This is a genomic window from Streptococcus oralis, assembly GCF_026782345.1.
GTDB classification, from domain to species: domain Bacteria; phylum Bacillota; class Bacilli; order Lactobacillales; family Streptococcaceae; genus Streptococcus; species Streptococcus oralis_CK.
The window spans coordinates 1,449,788-1,472,468 of the sequence record NZ_JAKUWI010000001.1; the positions used below are offsets into that span (position 1 = coordinate 1,449,788).

Below are 22,681 nucleotides of genomic sequence, written 5' to 3' on the forward strand. Positions count from 1 at the left end.
TGCTAATTCCCCACTAACTCTACCACATGAAGATCTTTAGTATCAGCACTTAACTTTACTGTTACCTCTCGTGTTAGATAATCACTGCTATGAGTTGTAGCAACAACCTCTCCAACAGGAATATCCTTAACATTAAAGTTTCCAAGCCCCCCTGTAGTCACCCTATCTCCGGCACTAATGTCGTTGTTACTGTTTAATTGACTAATTTTAAGAAGTTCGGTTTCTTTGTCATAACCAACGATAATTCCGTAAATTTCAGTAGAACCATGCAAGATTTTAACGGAAATTTTGTCTGAATTTTCGGTGTTTGTCAATAGGTTGATCGTTGTTGAATGATCCTCCACTTTTGAAACACTGCCAATCAAGCCCCCGTTTGCAATGGCCAACATATTTTCAGAAGCACCCTTTGAACTTCCTGCATCTATCGTTAACTCTTGCTTCCAAAATACCGGTGAGCGCGTAATCACATCTGCTGCTAAGTTTTTTGTAGCCTGCAATTTTGACTTCATATCCAGCAACTGACGTAGTTGTTCATTTTCATTTTTTAAACTTTCTGATTGATTAGACTCCACTTCTAGTTTGTAGAGTTGCTTTTTTAAGCTTTCATTTTCATTATAAGTCTGCGTCAAATGGTCCAAATCCGATTTGAAATCGTCAAACCACTGAAAGGGTTTTTGGACAATTCTATCCACTAAAGAAATCCCATCTCCTAGTTTCGTCACAATAGCGCTTGAATAGGTTGTCACTAATAGAACAGAAACTGCCAAAACTGTGACAAAAACGATGATTAGATATTTTGATTTTTTAAAACGGTTCATATTCCTACCTTTATACTAAAAATCTGCTACAGTGAGCTTCTTATCAATCCTACAAACCTGCTAAGATTTTAAGAAAAATAAGAAACATCCCAGTACCAAAATCACAAGAATTGCCAGTGTATCCTTTTGACTCCATCTCAATTGTCTATACTGACTTCTACCCTTTCCTCCCTGATAACCACGCGCTTCCATGGCAATTGCCAATGAATCTGCACGTTTTAAGCTCGTAGCAAAAAGAGGAATTAAAATTGGAATCATAGCCTTTACTTTTTGAACGATGCTACCTTCACCAAAGTCAACTCCACGGGCTTTTTGAGCATTCATAATTCGCGTTGTGTCATCCATCAAGGTTGGAACAAAACGCAAACTCATTGATAACATGAGGCCAATTTCATGAACGGGAACTTTCACGCGTTTCAGAGGCGCCAAAAGTGCTTCAACTGCAGCTGCCAGACTCAAAGGCATGGTCGTTAATGTCAGCAAGGTTGAAAAGAAAATAATCAACACAAAACGACAGAAAATGATTCCCGCTTGTTGCAAAGCATAATCCGTTATTCTTATAAAAGAAAACTCAAATAGGACATTTCCACTTGAAATGAAAAAGAGCTGAAAAAGAGTCGTAAAAGCAATCAGGAAGAACATGGATTTTAATCCCTGAACAAAAAATGAGAGGGAAACGCCCGACAAAGCGATAAATATACCTGTCGCTACAAAAAGAATGAGATTAGCGAGAGGATTATTAGCCCAAAATACAATCAAAATCAACAGAATCATAGCGAGCAATTTACTACGGGGATCCAAGCGATGAATGATGGAATCCCCCGGTATATAACGCCCTAAAATCATACTATCCATTTAGCGACTCCTTAAACTCCTCTATCTTGATTGGCAGTTTTTTAAAAGCTACACCCCTATCTGCCAAACGTTTACAAAAGGCTGTGATTTTAGGCACACCTAACTGTACTTTTTCCATAGAGGCTACATCTTGGAAAACTTCGCTCGGTTTACCACTTTTGACTAAACGCCCCTTTTCCATAACATAGACCTGATCAGCATACGTAGCTACGTCATCCATCAAATGCGTTACCAGAACGATTGTCATTCCAGAAAGGTGGAGTTTTTTAAACAAGGTCATCAATTCTTTTCTGCCCAGAGGATCTAGCCCTGCTGTTGGCTCATCCAAAACCAGGACAGTTGGCTCCATGGCTAGCATACCTGCTATAGCCACACGTCTCATCTGGCCACCCGAAAGTTCAAAAGGACTGCGCTCAAAAAGTGACTCATCAATGCCTACCAAGTCTAACTTTTCACGCGCAATTTTCTTGGCCTCTTCCTCAGAAACTCCAAAATTTTGCGGTCCAAATGCAACATCTTTCAAAACAGTCTCTTCGAAAATCTGATTTTCAGCAAATTGAAACACTAGACCAACTTGCTTTCGAATCTGACGAATTTCTTTATTTGTTGATGTAGGGGTAATGACGGTATCGAAAACTCGAACAGAACCCTTACTTGGTACCAATAGGCCATTTAAAAGCTGTAAAATCGTTGATTTCCCACTACCTGTGTGCCCTACTAAAGCTGTATAGGAACCATCCTCAATCGTCAAAGAAACATCAGTCAAGGCTGATGAAGATAGGGGAGTCCCCTCTTGATAGGTAAAGCTCACATTTTCTAGAGTAATTCCCATAACTTGTCCTCTAGCTCTCCTTCTGTCAAATAGCTATCCGGCAACTGATAGCCAGCCTCTCTCAAAGATCCTCTCAATTGATTAGTAAAAGGCTCATCTAAGCCTATCTGGTCAAGGTCGTCCCGCGAAAAAAGTTCTCTTGGGCTACTGGTTGACTCCACTTGGCCTTTTTTCATGACCAAGACACGGTCACTCATCGCAACTTCTTCCAAGTCATGTGTAATGGAGACGACTGTCATCTGATGGTCTTTTCGAATCTCTTGAACTGTCTGAATCAGTTCTCTTCGTCCCTCGGGATCCAACATACTTGTAGCCTCATCCAGAATTAAAATAGCTGGCCTTAGGGCAACAACTCCCGCAATAGCCACCCGCTGTTTTTGTCCACCAGATAAGCGAGCTGGTTCTCTCTTCTTAAAGTCCAGCATCCCTACCAACTCCAAAGATTCAGCCACTCTCTTCTTCATTTCTTCTCGAGGAAGTCCCTGATTTTCTAAGCCAAAGGCGACATCATCTTCAACAGTTGCACCCACAAATTGGTTATCTGGATTTTGAAAAACCATACCAATTTGACGGCGTAAGTCCCAAACATTCTCAGAGGACAACAATTGCCCATCTATCCAGATTTCCCCAGACTCTGCTTCAAACAAGCCATCAAGCAAACGGATAGTTGTCGATTTCCCACTCCCATTATGACCTACAATTGAAAGCCATTCTCCACGTTTCACGTGAAACGAAACGTTATTAACGTCATAATGTTCCTGATTTTCCTTATAACGAAAAGACAGTTCTTTTACTTCAATAATCGATTTCATCTTGAACCAAATGTCCCTTTGAATACATGAGCGCTACCCTTGAAATAATCATAGCCAGAGTAGATAGTGAAAAACAAAGCGATATAAAGCAACAGCTGACCAATTAAATCCCAATGTAAGAGCAAAAAGATAATGGCAAACATCTGACTAAAGGTCTTGATTTTCCCTGGCATCGCTGCTGCTAGAACTGTCCCCCCCGTCTCAACAAGCAACAAACGCAAGCCTGTCACCGCAAGTTCACGACAGATGATAATAGCAACAACCCAAGCTGGAGCCATACCTAACTCAATCAACATGATAAAAGCTGACATAACCAACAGCTTATCGGCCATCGGATCAGCAAACTTTCCAAAGTTGCTGACTACATTCCATTTACGAGCAAGATAGCCATCAAGATAATCCGTTATACTAGCAACTGCAAAGATGATCGCTGCTAGCAAATGACTGCCTTGTGAATGGCCCAAAGTCAAAATAAGAATAAAGAGAGGTATGAAGAGAATTCTACCAATAGTTAATACATTAGGAATTTGTTCTTTTTTCATTGATTTTTCCTTAATCTGTAGTAAATGTAAGTGTTACAGTTCCAGTCTGAGTTGTCAGCTTCGAAGTATCAATCGTTTGATTGTCCACAGTCACAGTAACTCCCTTCACTACACCTAAAGTAATGGTAACGGGATTCTTAGTTGAAACTGTTGTTTTTGCATTCTTATTGTCTGCGGATAGTGTCACACCACCCTCCAGCTCACTTCCTGAAACACTTACCCAACTAGTTGCATCTGATACTGCCAGTTGAACAGTAGCGATTTCCTTACTCGTTTTATACCGAGCTTCAATGCGGTTTCCTTCGCCTGACACTGTAATAGTTGATTCCGTAGTAGAAGACGAGCTAGACGTCTGACTACTAGAAGATGAACTAGATGAGGTTGTGGAACTAGTTGAGCTCACAACACTATAATTAGCTGAAGAAGGACTTGGCTGAGTTTGGATGTAGTTCCAAACATAGTAAGTGACAAAAATTAAAATTGACAAAGCAAATAGAACGAAATAAAACAAGGGGAGATAAGACGTTTTTTTCTTATTTGATCGTCTGCGACCAGATAAGTCTTCTTCATCAACATCTACCTCTTCATAGGTGATCATACTGCCTGAATCATAGGCGTCCAAAACAATTCTTTCATCTAACTCTACTGCCCAGGCATATTTTCTTAAAAAAGAACGAGCATAGAAGGTACTAGGAAGTTGATCAAAATCATCTGCCTCCATAGCTTCTAGAAAATGCAACTGAATTTCAGTTTTTTCCTGCAATTCTTCTAAACTCAATCCCTGATTAATTCTAGCTAAACGTAGAACCTCGCCAATTGTTTTTTTTCTCATACGTACCATTCCTTCTTTCTAGTATTAGTCATCTTTTAAGCTGGAAAGATTGTAAAATCAACTAGATCACCATTATCAATCAAACGATGCCCAGCCTCTAGAACATCCTCCAAAGTAATTTCCTGTAAAATTTTTGGAAAATCAAAAATTGTTTCTCCGCGATCCATCGGATCGTATTGAGTTGCAATAAATTCCAAAGAGTTCATGCTACTGAAAAACTCCCCAAACATCTCACTCTTAACAAGATCTAAATGCTCCTCAGTAATATCCGCATCACTACTAAACTGACGAATCGCTTTACGAAATTGATGCGACAGAGAAACAGGCTCTTTGGTGTCCATTGTCAATATCACAAAATGAAAGCGACTGTTGACTTCAGCCTCAAGTGACAATGACGCATCTAACTTCCCAGTCTCATATAACCTTTGAAAACGATCAGAAGTCCAACCAAACATCATCGTAAATAGTAATTTCAATAAAATATTGTAACGATAAGACTCAGCTTCTGTTATTTGCCCATTACCTCTAATCGCAACAGCAAGTTTGGGTGAAGAAACTTCCATCCGAAGACTATCTGTTTGCTTCACAGGCTGCAAAAGGAGTTGCTCTTTTGAAACTGTAAACTGGTTTGAAACTTCCTTTCCCTTTTTCGAAAAGTATTCCTCAACAACTTCCACATCAATATTTCCAACTAAAAACAGTGACATGTTGACAGGTTTGTAAAACTCTGTAAAATTCTCTTTTAAATTTGAAACTTGAATCTCAGAAATTGATTTTTCACTTCCAACAATATCTATTGCTAAAGGAGTATCAGGATAAAGGTTGGCTAATGTTGCAAAAAATAAACGTGAGTCTGGATCGTCTTGGTACATCTCTCGTTCTTGCTGGATAATAGCCTGTTCCCTCAAAACAGACTCTTCTGTAAAATGAACATCTCCGACTAACTCATTTAGCATATCTAAATTCTCTAATAGATGGTCAATTGTTGAAAAAAGATAGCTGGTCTTAGTAAAGCTTGTAAAGGCATTACTGTCCGCACCTAATCGAGTAAAAGCTGCCATCATATCCTCAGAATTTTCTCTTTCAAACAATTTATGTTCAAGAAAATGTGCAATTCCTGCTGGATGATGACGTAAACCTTTGTCTAAACTTGTATAAGTTGCATCTACAGAACCAAATTGAACCGTTACAATCCCGTAAACCTCATTGAAATCTCGCTTAGGGAGTAAAGAAACTGTCAATCCATTTGACAATTGTGTTTTGTAGACTGTTTCCTTTACAGCAGGATAGTATTTTTCTTCAAAAGTAACCTTTGTCATTCTACTCCTTCCATAAAGTAAATCGCTTGTAACTTCAAACTGTTGGCAGCTTTACATACAGCTTCTTTATCAACACTCTCTAATTTTGCCACCAATCGATCAATATCAAAGCTTGATTTTCCAAATAGAGCATTCAAATAGGCTCTTTCAACCAGGGTCTGTTGATTATCTTGAGCAATTAATAAAGATCTTCGAATCATCTCCTTGGTTTGTTCAAGTTCAAAATCTGTAAAGTTGCCCTTTTTCAGATCTAGCAATTGATGATTCATCATTTTTCTAGCCTGATTTCGATTTTCTCTATCAATACCCGCATACATCCTTAACAGACCACTAAACAAATCCAATTGACTAGAGACTGAATAGGCTATTCCAGCATTTTCACGAACATTTGTAAAGAGTTTCGAATGTGCAAATTCACCCAACAAACCATTCATGACAAGCATGGGTAAATGCTCATCATCGCCATATTTTACAGGAGAATGATAGCCCATTTCCAAAATAGATTGTCCAACATTCCTCTGAACCATTCCTTCTTGTAGAACATTCGAATAAGATTGATGGTACTGGATAGTGACGTCGTTCTCTCTAGCTGTAAAGGGTAATGACTTCAGCGATTCTGTGATTTCTACTTCATTAAAATCACCTAAGAAAAAGAAATCAATACGATCATTCTTCAGAGCATTTTGAAAGCACGTGTAGCTACTTTCTGGAGACTCATTTGAAATGCTATTTCGTAAATCACTGTATCTCAATTGAAGACGCTCATCATGGAAGAACAAGCTATCCAACTCCTTATGAGCAAAATAAAATGAATCATCCATATCAGTAGCTAAACTAGCCAATAACTGTTTTCTTTCAATTTCAAATAAGGCTGGCTCAAAAGCACCATCTTGAGCTAAGGGAGCAAATAAAGTCTGTTTCACCAATTCCAAAATTCGAGAAGTCAAGACATTCTTTTTACTTAAAAAATCATCCCTCACATAAGTAAATATTAAGTCAAGAATATGTGCCTGTCCCCTACGATAAGCACTTGTGGAAATATCTGTTCCATATAAACTTGCCAAGTATCTGCGAAATGCTTGTGATGTGGGATAAGCTTGATTTGCCGTCTCCAACATATTTGCACTTAACATGCGTCCTGCTATTGTCTCAAGAGATAAGGGAGCAGTAAAACGAATAGTGATTTTATTTGTTTTAAACTTTTTGGATTGAACAAAATGTGCTGAAATTCCAGGCACTAATTCCATACCTTACCTCCTTACATATAGAGTTCTATTATACCACGAAAATCAAAATTTTTCTTGTTCTCTTCATAGCTTTAAAGAGTAAAACCGTTTTCATTTCAGCTAACTTTCCTTCAGCTATTTCAAGGAAAATATGGTATAATACCAAAGATTGAGGTGAATTATGGAATACAAATTATTTGAAGAATTTATTACGCTCCAAGCCCTCCTAAAAGAACTTGGAATTATACAAAGCGGTGGTGCTATCAAATCCTTTTTAATAGATCATCAAGTTTACTTTAATGGCGAGTTAGAAAGTAGACGTGGGAAAAAAATCCGCATTGGAGATACGATTGACATTCCTGATTTAAAGATTGACATCACCTTGACACAACCAAGTTTAAAAGAGCAAGAAGAGCATCAAGCAGATAAGATTGAGAAAGAGCGAATTGCTAAACTTGTTAAAGAGATGAATAAAGGTGTCAAGAAAGAAAAACAAAAAACTTCTTCATCGCCTAAAACCAAACAAGTTCCACGTTTTCCAGGAAGATAACCATGTGGCTCCAACATTTAACAATTAAAACCTTTCGAAACTACAAAGAGGCAAAAATTGATTTCAATCCAAAATTAAATGTCTTTCTAGGTCAAAATGCACAAGGAAAAACCAATATTCTAGAAGCAATCTATTTCTTGGCCTTGACACGTAGTCATCGGACTCGTACAGATAAAAATCTCATTCATTTTGATGACGAGCAACTCCATCTCTCTGGCTTGCTACAGAAAAAAACAGGTTCTATTCCTCTAGAAATTGATTTAACGCCAAAAGGGCGTGTGACTAAAGTCAATCACTTAAAGCAAGCTCGCCTCTCAGACTACATCGGACATATGAATGTGGTCCTCTTTGCACCTGAAGATCTCCAGTTAATTAAAGGGGCCCCCTCTGTTCGTCGAAAATTTATAGACATTGAACTGGGACAAATAAAACCAATCTACTTGTCAGACTTGTCAAACTATAACCATATACTCAAGCAAAGAAATACTTACCTAAAATCCAGCCAAAAGATTGACGAAACATTTCTGTCAGTCTTAGATGATCAGTTAGTAGAATACGGTTGTCGCGTCATAAAGCATCGGATAAAATTCATTAAAGACTTAGAGAAATTTGGTCAAAAAAAACACTTAGAAATTTCAAATCAATTAGAAGAGTTGTCAATATTTTATCAATCATCTGTCAACTTCACTGATGAAGAACAGCTAACGAATTCTTTTAAAATCGCTTTAGAAAAAAGTAGATCCAGAGATTTATTTAAAAAGAATACTGGTGTTGGTCCTCATCGAGATGATATTTCTTTTTATATAAATGGGATGGATGCTAGTTTTGGAAGTCAAGGTCAACATCGCAGTCTTGTTCTCTCTATCAAACTGGCAGAAATTGAGCTAATGGAAAGTATTACCAACGAGTCTCCTATACTATTGCTTGATGATGTTATGAGCGAACTTGACAATACACGGCAACTAAAATTACTAGAAACCATTTCTCAATCTATCCAAACCTTTATCACAACAACAAGTTTAGACCATCTTCAAAACCTACCAGAAAATCTAAGTATCTTCACTATTCAGGATGGTAAAGTTGCTGTAAACTAAAATTGACAATATTGTAAAAGAACTCCTATATTTTCACGGGAGTTCTTTTTATCTCTTTTACATAGAATAATTTGGTGCCTCATTAGTAATTTGTACATCATGAGGGTGGCTTTCTTTCAAACCAGCACCAGACATTTCAATAAATTGAGCATTATCGTGTAGTTCTTTAAGGTTAGCTGCACCACAGTAACCCATACCAGAGCGGATACCACCAATCATTTGGAAGACAATATCAGCTGCCGCTCCTTTATAAGCAACACGACCTTCAATTCCTTCTGGAACAAGTTTGTTTGCTTCATTGACAGAACCTTGGAAGTAACGATCGCTTGAACCTTTCTTCATTGCTGCGATTGATCCCATACCACGGTAAGTCTTGAATTTACGTCCTTGGAAGATTTCAGTTTCACCTGGTGCTTCGTCTGTTCCAGCAAACATTGATCCAAGCATAACAGCATTTCCACCTGCAGCAAGGGCTTTTACAATATCTCCAGAATACTTGATTCCACCGTCAGCAATGATCGTTTTTCCATATTCACGCGCAACAGCTGCAGCATCATAGATTGCTGTCACTTGTGGTACACCAACACCTGCAATCACACGAGTGGTACAGATAGAACCTGGTCCAATTCCAACTTTGACAACATCTACACCTGCTTCGTAAAGAGCACGCGCTCCCTCAGCAGTAGCAATATTTCCAGCAATCAAAGTACGATCTGGGAAGTGAGCACGAATCTCAGCAATTTTACGCAAGACACCTGCAGAATGACCATGTGCAGTATCAATAACAATCGCATCCGCCCCTGCCTCAAAAAGTGCCTCTGCACGTTCAAATGTATCTGAAGTAACACCTACTGCACCTGCAACTAGAAGACGACCAAACTCATCTTTAGCAGCATTTGGAAACTCAATAACTTTTTCAATATCTTTGATAGTAATCAAACCAGAAAGACGACCTTCTTCATCTACTAAAGGAAGTTTTTCAATACGGTGTTCTTGAAGAATGCTCTCAGCTGTTGCAAGATCTGTACCCACAGGAGCAGTCACAAGATTTTCACTAGTCATATGGTTTGAGATTGGTTGGTTATAATCTGAAATAAAACGAAGATCTCGATTTGTTAAAATACCAACTAATTTACGATTTTCAAGTGTCTCAACAACTGGAACACCACTGATACGGTAACGCCCCATAAGCTCATCTGCTTCAGCAATCGTGTGTTCTGGAGTCAAAAAGAATGGATCAATAATAACACCATTTTCAGAACGTTTTACCTTACGAACTTCATCTGCCTGTTGCGCAATAGACATATTTTTATGGATTACTCCAAGACCACCTGCACGAGCAATGGCAATAGCCATTTGACTTTCTGTGACTGTATCCATGGCGGCTGTTATAATTGGGATATTTAAAGTCAGATTATCTGCCAATTTTGTTGTTAAATCTGCATCATTAGGCAACACATGACTTTCTGCTGGAATGAGCAATACATCATCAAAGGTAAAACCTTTTTTTAAAAATTTAGTATCCCAATTAGACATTGAAGTTTCCTCTTTTCTTTCTTTTTGAGCTTGACTCTTTTTGTATTGTATCTATCATACCATTCTATGAAAATTTGTCAATTATATTTATGGTAGAAATCATAAAAAAACTATCCCTGTGATCCTATGGAAGAGATAGTTTTACGATTCATATTTTATCTATTATTTAAAATAATTTAGTCCCATTGCTCCCTTAACTTCAGATAGAGTTTGCCCCGCAACCTCACGCGCTTTCTCACTACCTTTTTGAAGCATATTGTACACTTCTCCCATATCCTTAGCAAATTCGATACGGCGCTCACGAATAGGACCAAGTTCGCGTTCTAATATTTCAAGTAGATAACGTTTCGTCTTCACATCACCAAGACCACCACGTTGATAATGTTCTTTCATATTCGCAATTTCTTGAGCATCTTCTGGACGACCAAACACATCTAGATAATGGAAAACCATGTTTCCTTCAATCTTACCTGGATCCTCCACTCGAATATGGTTTGGATCAGTATACATGCTCATGACTTTTTTACGCAAAGTATCCGCATCATCTGCTAGATAAATACCATTATTAAGGGATTTAGACATTTTAGCATTTCCATCTAGACCAGGCAAACGTCCTGCCCTCTCATTTTCTGGATAAATACCTTCCGGTTCCACCAAAACATCACAGTTGTATGCGTTGTTAAAAGAACGAACAATTTCACGAGTTTGCTCAATCATTGGTTTCTGGTCTGTTCCTACAGGAACATAATTGGCCTTGAAAGCAGTAATATCTGCTGCTTGCGCAATTGGATAGACCAAAAATCCTGTCGGAATACTTTCTCCAAACCCTTTCTGAGCAATCTCTGTTTTCACCGTAGGATTGCGCTCCAAACGAGCTAGTGAAACCAAATTCATATAGTACATAGATAGTTCAGCCAACTCTGGAATCTGGCTTTGAATAAAGATAGTTGATTTGCTTGGATCCAATCCAACTGCTAGATAATCCAAGGCAACATTCCCAATTGATTCTACAATCGTTTGAGGATCTTTGGCGTGATCTGTCAATGCTTGTTGGTCCGCCAAAAAAACAAACATCTCATACTTGTCTTCTTCCTGCAGTAATACTCTATTTTTGAGACTTCCAACATAATGTCCAATATGCAATTTCCCTGTTGGGCGATCTCCTGTTAAAATAATGGGTTTCGTCATTTTTTTCTCCTTCGAAATGGTCTCTTCAATTATAGCATTTTTTTGTTAAAATAACAGAAAATTTTTTAAATCAAATAGCCAATACGCTGTAAACAAAGTTGTAAATTTAATTGACATAAAATTGACAAACAAAAATTTGAATATTTCTCTCTTTTCTAGTAGAATAAATGTATTACATATTATAGGAGAAAAACATTGCTTACAGTATCTGATGTTTCACTACGTTTTAGTGATCGCAAACTTTTTGATGATGTCAATATCAAATTTACAGAAGGAAATACATACGGATTAATTGGTGCTAATGGTGCTGGGAAGTCTACATTCTTAAAAATCTTAGCTGGTGATATCGAGCCAACAACTGGTTACATCTCTCTTGGTCCAGATGAACGTCTCTCTGTTCTCCGTCAAAATCATTTTGACTATGAAGACGAGCGAGTTATTGATGTCGTCATTATGGGAAATGAAAAACTTTACAACATCATGAAAGAAAAAGATGCCATTTACATGAAGGAAGATTTTTCCGATGAAGATGGTGTTCGTGCAGCTGAACTTGAAGGTGAATTTGCTGAACTTGGAGGTTGGGAAGCAGAAAGTGAAGCGTCTCAACTACTTCAAAACCTAAACATTCCAGAAGAATTGCACTATCAAAACATGAGCGAATTGGCCAATGGTGAAAAAGTGAAGGTTCTCCTTGCTAAAGCACTTTTTGGCAAACCAGACGTTCTTCTCTTGGACGAACCAACCAATGGGTTGGATATCCAGTCTATTACTTGGCTAGAAGACTTCTTGATTGATTTTGATAACACCGTTATCGTAGTATCCCACGACCGTCACTTCTTAAACAAAGTGTGTACTCATATGGCCGACCTTGACTTTGGAAAAATCAAACTCTATGTCGGAAACTACGACTTCTGGAAGGAATCTTCTGAGCTTGCTGCTAAATTGCTAGCAGACCGTAATGCTAAGGCAGAAGAAAAAATTAAGCAATTGCAAGAATTCGTTGCTCGCTTCTCTGCCAACGCTTCTAAGTCAAGACAAGCAACGTCTCGTAAAAAAATGCTTGACAAGATTGAACTAGAAGAGATTGTGCCATCTAGTCGTAAATACCCATTTATCAACTTTAAAGCAGAACGTGAGATTGGTAATGATCTCTTGACAGTAGAAAATTTAACTGTAAAGATTGATGGCGAAACTATCCTAAACAATATTAGTTTCATCTTGCGTCCAGGTGATAAGACAGCTCTTATTGGACAAAATGACATCCAAACGACTGCATTAATTCGTGCAATTATGGGTGACATCGACTATGAAGGAACCGTCAAGTGGGGAGTTACTACTAGCCGTTCTTACTTGCCAAAAGACAACTCGGCTGATTTTGCAGGAGGAGAGTCAATCCTTGACTGGTTGCGTCAATTTGCAAGTAAAGAAGAAGATGACAATACCTTTCTACGTGGTTTCCTTGGTCGTATGCTCTTTTCTGGAGATGAGGTTAACAAACCTGTAAACGTCTTGTCAGGGGGAGAAAAAGTACGTGTCATGCTTTCAAAACTCATGCTCTTGAAATCAAATGTCCTTGTCCTTGATGATCCAACCAATCACTTGGACTTGGAATCTATCTCAAGCTTGAACGATGGATTGAAAAACTTTAAAGAATCAATCATCTTTGCCAGTCATGACCACGAGTTTATCCAAACTTTGGCAAACCACATCATTGTTTTGTCTAAGAATGGCGTCATCGATCGTATTGATGAAACCTACGATGAATTCCTAGAAAATGCAGAAGTACAAGCAAAAGTTAAAGAACTTTGGAAAGACTAAATAAGACTTCAAAACTCAGTTGGGATAGCCAACTGAGTTTTCTATCATTCTACGAGGTAACATGAAATCATTTTTTAAAACATATTGGACCTATTTTGTTTCTTTCATCATTCCTGTAGTGATTATGACAGGAGTATACCTAACTCAAGGTATCTATTGGAATAGCGATACATCTCCACTATTAGGAGATGGTTTCCATCAATACGTTATTTTCGATGTGGCTTTACGAAACATCCTACATGGAAATGGCAGTTTGTTTTACACCTTTACAAGTGGCCTCGGACTGAATTTCTATGCTCTATCTAGTTATTACTTGGGTAGTTTTCTCTCACCTCTGGTTTACTTTTTTACTCTGTCAAATATGCCAGACGCTGTCTATCTGACCACTCTCTTAAAATTTGGATTGATTGGTCTGTCAACCTTCTTTAGTTTGACTAGATTATTTAAAGATATCCCAAAATTTTTAAAACTTGCCTTATCTACTTCCTATGCCTTAATGAGTTTCACTATCAGTCAGTTAGAGATAAAAACATGGCTAGATGTTTTTATCTTGGTTCCTTTAATTATAACTGGTTTACAACTACTTATAACACAAAAGAAGCGCCTACTATACTTTACAAGTTTGTCAATATTGTTTATTCAAAATTATTATTTTGGATATATGACAGCATTGTTTCTTATTTTCTGGTATCTCTGCCAAATTTCTTGGGACTTTAAAACTCGAAAATCATCTTTTCTTGATTTTGTTGTTACCTCCTTTTTAGCAGGAATGGCTAGTTTGATTATGGCTCTTCCTACACTGTTTGATTTACAAACTCATGGTGAGAAGTTGACTACCATCACAAAATTAAAGACAGATAGTAGCTGGTATCTGGATATTTTCGCAAAACAATTCATTGGATCTTTTGATACAACTAAGTATGGATCTATACCAATGATTTTTGTTGGACTGCTTCCTTTTATTTTGACCATTCTATTTTTCACAATAAAATCCATAAGGTTTCACGTGAAACTTACCTATGCAATTTTCTTTACTTTTTTAATAACAAGTTTTTATATAGAAGCACTTGATTTATTTTGGCAAGGGATGCATACCCCGAATATGTTTTTGCATCGCTATGCTTGGATTTTTTCTACTCTGTTAATTTATACTGCAGCAGAAGTCTTAAACCGTCTGAAAGAACTGAAGCTCTGGAATCTATTTGTCTCACTTTTTCTTGTACTAACAGGATTTTTGGCTACTGTCTATTTTAAATCACACTATTCTTTTTTAACTGATTTGAATATCCTACTCACTCTTGAATTTCTTCTAGTTTATGCTCTTTTACTTCTTGCAGTCATTAGAAAATTTATCTCTGTAAATCTATTTGCAATTCTTTTGTCTTTATTTATAACAGCTGAGATAAGCTTAAATGCATCATCTCAAATGGAAGGAATAGCTAAAGAATGGGCCTTTGCTTCTCGTAGCGCCTATAATAGAGATATCACCGCTATGGAATCCATTCTAAATCAAATTGACAATCCATTTACACGTACTGAAAAACTGCAAATTCAGACTGGAAATGACAGTATGAAATTTAACTACAATGGAATCTCTCAATTTTCGTCTGTACGAAATCGTTCAGCTAGCACTAGTTTGGATAAACTTGGATTCAAATCCTCTGGAACTAACCTCAATCTCCGTTATGCTAATAACAGTCTTTTAGCAGATAGTTTATTTGGAATCCAGTACAATATTTCTGAAACTTCACTTGATAAGTATGGCTTTCAAGAGATTTATCAAAAGGATCATTTAACCTTATATAAAAATCAACTCTCTTTACCCATTGCCTTTGCCACTCAATCTATTTACACAGATGTAAACTTTAATAATCACACTCTCGATAATCAGGCTTTATTTATAAACCAGCTTGCTAATCTCAACTTAGATTACTTCTCCCAAATATCATATGATAAAACAGATAATTCTGAAGGTTTAACAAGTATCACAGGTTCTGCGAATGAAGATGCAAAGATTGATTATCAAATTGAGGTTCCTCAAAATAGCCAAGTCTATCTCTCTTTTTCAAATCTTCATTTTACAAACGATAGGCAAAAGAAAGTTGACATCCTTGTCAATGGAGAAAAAAAGACTTTTACAACTGACAATGCATTTAATTTCTTTAATTTGGGTTATACTGAAAAACAACAAACTTTCAATATCAGTGTTAGTTTCCCTGGAAATTCTCAGGTGTCATTTGAATCTCCAACCTTCTATCGTTTAGATACTCAGGCTCTTACTGAAGCAATCCAAAAGATTAAAGAACAACCTGTAGAAGTATCCACCTCTAAAAATAAAGTCTTTGCTACATATGAAGTCAAACAAGATACCTCTATTTTCTTCACTATTCCTTATGACAAAGGTTGGTCTGCATACCAAGATGGGGAAAAACTTGAAATCAAACAGGCTCAGACTGGCTTTATGAAAGTTGATGTTCCAAAGGGAAAAGGCACCATTACACTTTCCTTTATCCCCAATGGTTTTGTTATTGGAGCAGTCTGCTCACTAACTGCCCTTCTTCTTTTTGGAATCTATAATCACAGACGAAATTTATCTAAGACAGAAAAAGATTGACCAATTCCTTGGCCAATCTTTTTAATCTTCTTCCATTTTCTTAGGTTGATAAGCTAGCATACCTAAAGCAGTAAAGAAAGCTAGTGTTATAATAAGGAAAATTACTTGGTGATGAATATTTCCTGTCATAGAGATTGTTTGTCGTAAACCTGATACAGAGTAACTCATTGGTAACCAAGGATTAACAGCTTTAAAGAAATCATTTGTCAAAGCAAGTGGATAAGTTCCCGCACTTGATGCTAACTGTAATAAAAGTAAAATAAGAGAGAAGAAAGCTCCAATACGGCTATTCCAAGTTGTTAAAGCTGTCACCATAGACATGAAAGCTAAACTTGTGATTATAATTAGAATCAAGGTCCTCATCTCATGGTTCGCAGTCAATCCAATAAGATGGACACCTCCATAAACTAAAACACCTGCTAAGACAGCTATAATCCCATTTATTTCAGAGCGAGACTTCAACCAAGCCCAACGACTCTCTGGATGACGTCCAGAAGGCAACTTAGCAAAAATCATATTGGTAGATATAGCAGCAACAAAAAGAGCAACTGATATCATATAAGGAGCCATGGCAATCCCATTTACAGGAACTTGGTCATTGTCTGTTTTTGAGAGAACTAGAGGATCAGATAATGTTTCTGCATTTTCAGATTCTGTTGATGCTGATTTAAGTTGATTGTTAGCATTGCCTAATCCTTGCCCTAATGAATCAACTCCTGTCTGTAAATCTTCAAGACTAGAGGTTAAAGTTGTTCCACCATCTGCTAGTTTTCCAGCACCATCTGCAATCTTCATAGCGCCACTTCCTAGTTGAGATGCTGCAGAAAGTAACTGTGTTGATTTATCTGTTAATTGACCAGAGCCAAATTGTAATTTAGTAAGACCTGCTATTAGCTCTGGACTCTTATTATTCAATTGAGCAGAACCAGATGACAAACTTTCTATACCTGATACTAATTCTGGAGTTTTTCCAGCTAACGCATCTACTCCAGCTGTCAAGGTTGATGTATTTTCTGTCAACTTACTTGATCCAGAAACTAATTGATCTAGACTAGTTGTTAAATTTTCATTCTTTTCAGTTAGTTTATTAGCACCTATAGAAATAGTATCCAGTCCCTTAGTGTAGTTTACAACTCCTTTTTCAATTGATTGACTTCCAGGAACTAACTGATTGTCTACAGTAGTTTGCAATTTTGTAAATCCATTTGACAATGTTGTCAAGGAGCTAGATGCTACAGGTAAGAGTTGATTTGCTTTCGTCTGTACATCAGATAGATTAGTTACTTGTTGTTCTGAATTCTCTATACTCTCTTTCAATCCTCCTACTATCGTTAAAATTGTTTTTGCTGACTCAATAGTAGAATTAGAATTTTTAGAAATAGCTTCTATCAGTTCTTTCTTTTGTTCCTCTGTGAGAGATTGATAAGTAGATGTTGATTGAAGGTTAGCAATAGTTTTCTCTTGTTCTGTCTGACTTTTGGTCACAATATCCTGAGCAAGAGCCGTTAGATTTGGCAAAGCTTCTGACAATGTACCTTTCAGTTGAGAATTATCTGATATTGTAAGAGATTGTAGTGTTTTATTTAGTTCTCCTAGACTAGTTGCCAATTGAGTTATTTGTTCATTCTGTTGAGATGAGGAATTCAGTTGATTTGAAATTTCTTTAATACCAGTATTTAATTGCTCCATTCCATCTCTTAGTGCATCTGATTGATTTGATAATTGACTTGTTCCATTAGAAAGTTTTTCTACACTACTTGTATAAGCATTTACACCAACTGAAAATTGATTGAGACCTGTATCCAGTTGTGAAACGCCACCTGTATAGGACTTTATACCTGTATTTAACTGATTTACACCTGTCACCAACTCAGGAGTTTTTGAAGCTAATTGACCAAGTCCAGTGTCAACTTGTGAGACAGCATTTGTATAACTTTGTAAACCACTATTAAAAGTTCCTAAACCAATATGTAATTGCTCTATAGCAGACACATAGCTAGATAAGCCTTTTGTAAATTGATCCGCTCCATTTGAAAAAGTTACACTTGAGTTAGCTAGAGTATTGAGATTTGTCGTCAATGTTTGACTTCCTTTTGCTAACTGATCGGCTCCATTAGCCAATTGTTCACTTCCATCAGCTGCTTTATTTATCCCAGACTTCAAGTCACTCATTTTTTGAAATAGTGCCTTGGTATATGTTTCAGTTACATTCGTAGAGACGGTTTGTTTTAATTGTGTCATTGCAGAATCACTCATCTTACTTGCAATAAAGCTACGACCACTTGAAGTTTGATAATCAATTTGCATCTGTTCAGGGTGATTTGTTAGGATCGAAGTAGCTTTTTCAGATAGATCACGTGGTAAAGTCACTACCATATAGTATTCGCCATTATCTAGCCCCTTTTTCCCCTCTTCTTCATTGACAAAATGAAAATCTAAAGTCTTATTTTCTTTTAAATTAGACACCATGTCTTTTCCTATAGCCATCGTATTTCCATTATAAGAAGCTTCCTTATCATTATTAACAACTGCTACAGGTAACTCGGATACTTGACCATATGGATCCCACATTGACGATAAAAATATGATATTGTATAAAGCTGGAATAAGAGAAATTCCTATCATTACAATAATGAATGTCGGTTTTTTAAAAATTGCTTTCCATTCTTTAAACATATTTCCTCCTTTTTTAAACATATTGTCTAAATTTTTGATATAATAGATTATACATTAAAAAATCTAAATTACAAGATAAAAAATATTTTTTTAGACATATAGTCTAAATTGTTCAAAAGGAGAAACTATGAAAGAAAGTAACAAACGATTAAAAACAAAGAGAAATATTGAAAATGCCATGGTTCAATTATTGATGGATCACCCCTTCGATCAAATTACTACAATTAAATTAGCAGAAAAAGCTGGAATTAGTCGTTCTAGCTTCTATACCCATTACAAGGATAAGTATGATATGATTGAACACTATCAAAGTAAGTTATTTCATACATTTGAATATATCTTTCAAAAACATGCTCATCATAAAAAAGATGCCATTTTAGAAGTATTTGACTATTTAGAATCTGAACCATTATTAGCTGCTCTTTTATCTGAAAATGGTACCAAAGAAATCCAAAATTTCTTAAGAAATAAGCTTCATATCATGCTGAGCACAGATCTTCAGAAGCGCTTTATGCAACTACAACTAAATTCAATTGAATTAGAATATAGTAGCATTTATCTGACAAATGCCCTATTTGGAGTTTGTCAAACTTGGATTGCTCATGGAAAAAAAGAAAGTCCGCAAGAAATGACAGACTTCCTTATGAAAATGCTAGGTGATGCCAACTAAGAACAAAAAAGAACACCATCTGGTGTTCTTTTTATCTAACTCCGCCAGTAGGACTCGAACCTACGACATCATGATTAACAGTCATGCGCTACTACCAACTGAGCTATGGCGGATAAAATAGTCCGTACGGGATTCGAACCCGTGTTACCGCCGTGAAAAGGCGGTGTCTTAACCCCTTGACCAACGGACCATCTATCTGTAGCAGATATAACCATTATATCAATTTCTTACTGATTGTCAATCACTTTTTAGATTTTTTCTCTAGAATATCTTTTAGTTTACGAACTTTCAAACGAGTAATGGGACAACGATGATCTTCATAAAAGACAACTTCTAAATTCTTTCGATCAATTTCTCTCACATTTCCCACATTGACAAGGAAAGATTTATGGGAGCAATAAAATCGCTGAGTATGTTTGTCCTTTTCCTGAATATCTGTCATAGTTCCATAAAACTCTTTGGCAAAATTCTTACCAATAATTCGCAATTTATGAGAAACACCTGTTGTTTCGATATACAGAATATCATGGTAAGGAATTTTCAAATCATTTCCCTTATAGTTGTAATCAAAATAGTCTACAACATCTTCATTTTCAAGCAGCATGCTTTTGGTATAGAAGATACTCTGCTCGATGCGTTTTTTGAACAGCTCATCATTGATATCTTTATCAACAAAATCTAGGGCTGATACCTGGTATTTGTACGTTAAGGTAGCAAATTCAGATCGACTAGTAATAAAGACAATAATAGCATAAGGATTGTGATGACGGATAAATTGAGCCACTTCAAAGCCTTTTTTCTCGATTCCATGAATATCAATATCTAGGAAATAAAGCTGGTTTACTTCATCATTTTCGATATATTCCTTAAACTCACGAACTTTTCCTGTTGTCTTATATGAAATAGGAATATTCGATTCTTCCGAGATTTCATTTAATATTCTCTCTAGTCTCACTTGATGTTCAATAACATCTTCTAAAATTAATACTTTCATTCAAATTCCCTCTTAAATCTAATAATTTGTCTAAATGTGTTGTCTTCCATCTCTGTTTCTAAAATAATGTTGTCATACTTATCTAAAATCTCTTTGACATTATTAAGTCCTAGACCTCTATTTCTTCCCTTAGTAGAGAAACCTAAGGCAAATAGGTCCTCTGAAGGCGTCATAGTGATTTTGCATGAATTCTGGATAACTATAACTGTTTCAAAATCCATTTTAATGACTGCAACTTCCATTTGTTTCAAATAACTATCTGCAGCACCTTCAACAGCATTATTTAATAAAATGCTCATGATACGAACAAGATCAAGTAAATCTATTGACAGTCTAGTAATGACATCTTTTACTTCCAATGTAAACTCTACATCATTATTTCGTGCATAGACAATCGATTGAGCAATTAAACTTCGTAAAGCTGAATCTTCTATGTTATTTAAATCAAAGTAAGTATATTTTTCTGACCTCAATTTCTGATTTGCTTTTACTAGGACTTCATTGTAAACCCTGTTAATTTCTTGTAAATCTCCACTGTCAATCGCCATTTGCATGCTGACAAGCATCCCTGCATAATCATGACGAAAACCTCGAATTTCATTATACAACTCCACAATTTCATCAGTATAAGTCTGTAAATGTTTTTGTTCAAATTTCTTTTGTTTTAGAGCAATCTCTTTTTCAATTTGAACCTTGTGAGAATTCATTGCAAAGAAAATCAATAACAAGCAGATAAAAACAATGGTTGATAAAATACTTCCGAAGCTATTTAAATGATGAGTTGTACTTACTATATCTGAAATAAACAATAAGATATGCAAACCAAAGAAAGCAACTATTACTTTTTTTAAAAAAGGGTACAGATAATCTTTATCAAAATATTTAATATCCAGATGAAAATAACGAATTATTATTAGAATAGAAAAATAAGTCATCAACAATACTACTAAAAGAAATGTACTTTTATAATGCAATACTACTTCATCTCCTGTTATAGAAGATAAGGTTACGGATATAAAAGTATGAGTACTGTGATATAATAAAGACAGTAGTAAACTGATAAAAATAGCTTTGTATTTTTCAGACTTCTTTAACTTTCTTAAATAAAGGTACACAACCAAAGGAAATAAAAATTTAGACAAAGCAAAACTATTAGAAAATACTAGTGTAATAATTTCTTCAAGTATAAAAACTGAGATACATGTGTAACAGAAAAAAACAATTTGTTCTTTTCTATTTATTTTACAAATCCATTCATAACTTTTGCTAATGATGAGAAAATAAAAAATAGCTATCCCTAATCCAAATAAATCCATTACTCTCTACCTTTATTTCATTACTTTCTTCTTGGAAAAATAAGATTACGATTGTTTCTGAAATTCTCCAATCTCCACCTCGAATCTCCTGCAATTCTGCCTCTGTTATCTCTTTAAATTGTTCCAACTTTACTGTATTTTTCATAATGAAATCTCCTGTATTATTTTTTCTTGTAAGTTAACTTACACACCTATTATACAAAATGAAGACCATGTAAGAAAAAATTCTTCCCAACTGTACATTTTTGCACCTGAAACGCACTTTTTTAAGAAAAAAGCTGGGATTTATCCCAGCTTCGCATCTAACATTGATCCCAGCAGGATTCGAACCTGCGACCGTTCGCTTAGAAGGCGAATGCTCTATCCAGCTGAGCTATGAGACCTAACATGACCATTCTATCAAAAAACAGGAGGTAAGTCAATCTTCTATTTATGGTAAGGAGAACCCTGCTGAATTGTAAAAGCACGGTAAATTTGTTCAACTAAAACCAATCTCATTAATTGATGTGGTAATGTCAGACGTCCAAAACTGACAGAAAGATTGGCCCTATTTTTTACAACAGGAGCTAGACCCAAACTTCCTCCAATGATAAAAGTAAGCGTTGAATATCCTTTGATAGAAGCTTGCTCTAGTTGCTTACTAAATTCCTCTGAGGAGAGTGTTTTTCCTTCAATGGCTAGTACAACGACAAAGTCTCTTTCTCCAACCTTAGAAAGAATTCTTTCACCTTCTGTTTCCAAGATTTTTTGATTTTCTAATTCACTGGCTTTGTCAGGTGTCTTCTCATCAGTGAGCTCAATCATTTCTAATTTGGCAAAACGTGAAATTCGTTTGGTATATTCAGCGATTCCATCTTTTAAGTATCTCTCTTTTAATTTTCCTACTGTTACAATTTTTATTTTCATTCTTCTATTCTATCATATCCACACTTCATTTCACATCTTATACACACAAAAATCATCCAAAAACACTATAAAATTCACAGAAT

Annotated in this window: 19 protein-coding genes, 3 tRNA genes and 1 pseudogene; 5 read left to right on the forward strand and 18 right to left on the reverse strand. The window is 36.1% G+C overall.

Features of this window, described 5'->3' with window-relative positions; all coding sequences use genetic code 11:
• Positions 1-2 precede the first annotated feature (2 nt).
• The 8 genes from mreC to yfmF are packed head-to-tail and all read right to left on the reverse strand — an operon-like array spanning position 3 to position 7,257.
• On the reverse strand, positions 3-818 hold the full coding sequence (mreC, locus tag MK405_RS07090) for a rod shape-determining protein MreC (RefSeq protein ID WP_007520952.1): 816 nt from the start codon (positions 816-818) through the stop codon (positions 3-5).
• Positions 819-878: 60 nt separating this feature from the next.
• The gene (locus MK405_RS07095; protein WP_000377878.1) at positions 879-1,673 is read right to left on the reverse strand and encodes an energy-coupling factor transporter transmembrane component T family protein; all 795 of its coding nucleotides are present in this window, start codon (positions 1,671-1,673) and stop codon (positions 879-881) included.
• Positions 1,666-2,505: an energy-coupling factor transporter ATPase gene (locus tag MK405_RS07100; protein WP_021164608.1), complete on the reverse strand. Its 840-nt coding sequence runs from the start codon at positions 2,503-2,505 to the stop codon at positions 1,666-1,668. Before MK405_RS07100 ends, MK405_RS07095 begins: the two co-directional genes overlap by 8 nt.
• Entirely contained in the window at positions 2,490-3,317 is an 828-nt protein-coding gene (locus MK405_RS07105) for an energy-coupling factor ABC transporter ATP-binding protein (RefSeq protein ID WP_268704647.1), read from the reverse strand. Before MK405_RS07105 ends, MK405_RS07100 begins: the two co-directional genes overlap by 16 nt.
• The gene (gene pgsA, locus MK405_RS07110; RefSeq protein WP_248025613.1) at positions 3,314-3,859 is read right to left on the reverse strand and encodes a CDP-diacylglycerol--glycerol-3-phosphate 3-phosphatidyltransferase; all 546 of its coding nucleotides are present in this window, start codon (positions 3,857-3,859) and stop codon (positions 3,314-3,316) included. Before pgsA ends, MK405_RS07105 begins: the two co-directional genes overlap by 4 nt.
• A gap of 10 nt (positions 3,860-3,869) precedes the next feature.
• Positions 3,870-4,691, reverse strand: coding sequence for a cytoskeleton protein RodZ (rodZ, locus tag MK405_RS07115; RefSeq protein ID WP_161976028.1), 822 nt, complete (start codon positions 4,689-4,691; stop codon positions 3,870-3,872).
• Positions 4,692-4,726: 35 nt separating this feature from the next.
• Positions 4,727-6,010 carry an EF-P 5-aminopentanol modification-associated protein YfmH gene (gene yfmH, locus MK405_RS07120; protein WP_268704648.1) on the reverse strand — a complete coding sequence of 428 codons (1,284 nt, stop codon included), beginning with the start codon at positions 6,008-6,010 and terminating at the stop codon, positions 4,727-4,729.
• The gene (yfmF, locus tag MK405_RS07125; RefSeq protein ID WP_268704649.1) at positions 6,007-7,257 is read right to left on the reverse strand and encodes an EF-P 5-aminopentanol modification-associated protein YfmF; all 1,251 of its coding nucleotides are present in this window, start codon (positions 7,255-7,257) and stop codon (positions 6,007-6,009) included. Before yfmF ends, yfmH begins: the two co-directional genes overlap by 4 nt.
• A gap of 160 nt (positions 7,258-7,417) precedes the next feature.
• Here yfmF and yaaA point away from each other — a divergent pair, with 160 nt between their 5' ends.
• Together yaaA and recF are read left to right on the forward strand one after the other, a co-directional pair.
• Complete coding sequence (gene yaaA, locus MK405_RS07130; protein WP_049489933.1) at positions 7,418-7,786, forward strand: S4 domain-containing protein YaaA; 369 nt, start codon at positions 7,418-7,420, stop codon at positions 7,784-7,786.
• Between the two features lie 2 nt (positions 7,787-7,788).
• Positions 7,789-8,880: a DNA replication/repair protein RecF gene (gene recF / locus MK405_RS07135; RefSeq protein WP_268704650.1), complete on the forward strand. Its 1,092-nt coding sequence runs from the start codon at positions 7,789-7,791 to the stop codon at positions 8,878-8,880.
• Positions 8,881-8,937: 57 nt separating this feature from the next.
• Here recF and guaB read toward each other — a convergent pair whose 3' ends face one another.
• Both guaB and trpS read right to left on the reverse strand, forming a co-directional pair.
• Entirely contained in the window at positions 8,938-10,416 is a 1,479-nt protein-coding gene (gene guaB, locus MK405_RS07140) for an IMP dehydrogenase (protein WP_000073418.1), read from the reverse strand.
• A gap of 162 nt (positions 10,417-10,578) precedes the next feature.
• Positions 10,579-11,604: a tryptophan--tRNA ligase gene (gene trpS, locus MK405_RS07145; protein ID WP_220106654.1), complete on the reverse strand. Its 1,026-nt coding sequence runs from the start codon at positions 11,602-11,604 to the stop codon at positions 10,579-10,581.
• A 195-nt stretch (positions 11,605-11,799) separates the two neighbouring features.
• On the opposite strand from trpS, the gene MK405_RS07150 reads away from it, so the two are divergent.
• Together MK405_RS07150 and MK405_RS07155 are read left to right on the forward strand one after the other, a co-directional pair.
• A complete protein-coding gene (locus MK405_RS07150; protein WP_268704651.1) occupies positions 11,800-13,422 on the forward strand; it encodes an ATP-binding cassette domain-containing protein in 1,623 nt (540 codons plus the stop codon).
• 61 nt (positions 13,423-13,483) lie between these two features.
• Positions 13,484-16,036, forward strand: coding sequence for a YfhO family protein (locus tag MK405_RS07155; protein WP_268704652.1), 2,553 nt, complete (start codon positions 13,484-13,486; stop codon positions 16,034-16,036).
• Positions 16,037-16,057: 21 nt separating this feature from the next.
• Here MK405_RS07155 and MK405_RS07160 read toward each other — a convergent pair whose 3' ends face one another.
• A complete protein-coding gene (locus MK405_RS07160; RefSeq protein WP_268704653.1) occupies positions 16,058-18,712 on the reverse strand; it encodes a YhgE/Pip domain-containing protein in 2,655 nt (884 codons plus the stop codon).
• Positions 18,713-18,839: 127 nt separating this feature from the next.
• Here MK405_RS07160 and MK405_RS07165 point away from each other — a divergent pair, with 127 nt between their 5' ends.
• On the forward strand, positions 18,840-19,382 hold the full coding sequence (locus MK405_RS07165) for a TetR/AcrR family transcriptional regulator (protein ID WP_268704654.1): 543 nt from the start codon (positions 18,840-18,842) through the stop codon (positions 19,380-19,382).
• A gap of 39 nt (positions 19,383-19,421) precedes the next feature.
• On the opposite strand, the gene MK405_RS07170 is transcribed toward MK405_RS07165, so the two are convergent.
• The 7 genes and pseudogenes from MK405_RS07170 to rlmH all read right to left on the reverse strand — a co-directional run bounded on the left by MK405_RS07170 (position 19,422) and on the right by rlmH (position 22,598).
• Positions 19,422-19,495 (reverse strand) — tRNA-Asn (locus tag MK405_RS07170).
• Between the two features lie 5 nt (positions 19,496-19,500).
• A tRNA-Glu gene (locus tag MK405_RS07175) sits at positions 19,501-19,572 on the reverse strand.
• Between the two features lie 51 nt (positions 19,573-19,623).
• On the reverse strand, positions 19,624-20,376 hold the full coding sequence (comE, locus tag MK405_RS07180) for a competence system response regulator transcription factor ComE (RefSeq protein WP_000866079.1): 753 nt from the start codon (positions 20,374-20,376) through the stop codon (positions 19,624-19,626).
• Positions 20,373-21,692, reverse strand: a complete 1,320-nt coding sequence (gene comD, locus MK405_RS07185) for a competence system sensor histidine kinase ComD (protein WP_000362889.1) — start codon at positions 21,690-21,692, stop codon at positions 20,373-20,375. Before comD ends, comE begins: the two co-directional genes overlap by 4 nt.
• Positions 21,693-21,712: 20 nt before the next feature.
• Positions 21,713-21,837: pseudogene (gene comC, locus MK405_RS09475) on the reverse strand (competence-stimulating peptide ComC).
• A 164-nt stretch (positions 21,838-22,001) separates the two neighbouring features.
• Positions 22,002-22,075: transfer RNA gene (locus tag MK405_RS07195), tRNA-Arg, on the reverse strand.
• Between the two features lie 43 nt (positions 22,076-22,118).
• Positions 22,119-22,598: a 23S rRNA (pseudouridine(1915)-N(3))-methyltransferase RlmH gene (gene rlmH, locus MK405_RS07200; RefSeq protein WP_000694227.1), complete on the reverse strand. Its 480-nt coding sequence runs from the start codon at positions 22,596-22,598 to the stop codon at positions 22,119-22,121.
• Positions 22,599-22,681: the final 83 nt, after the last annotated feature.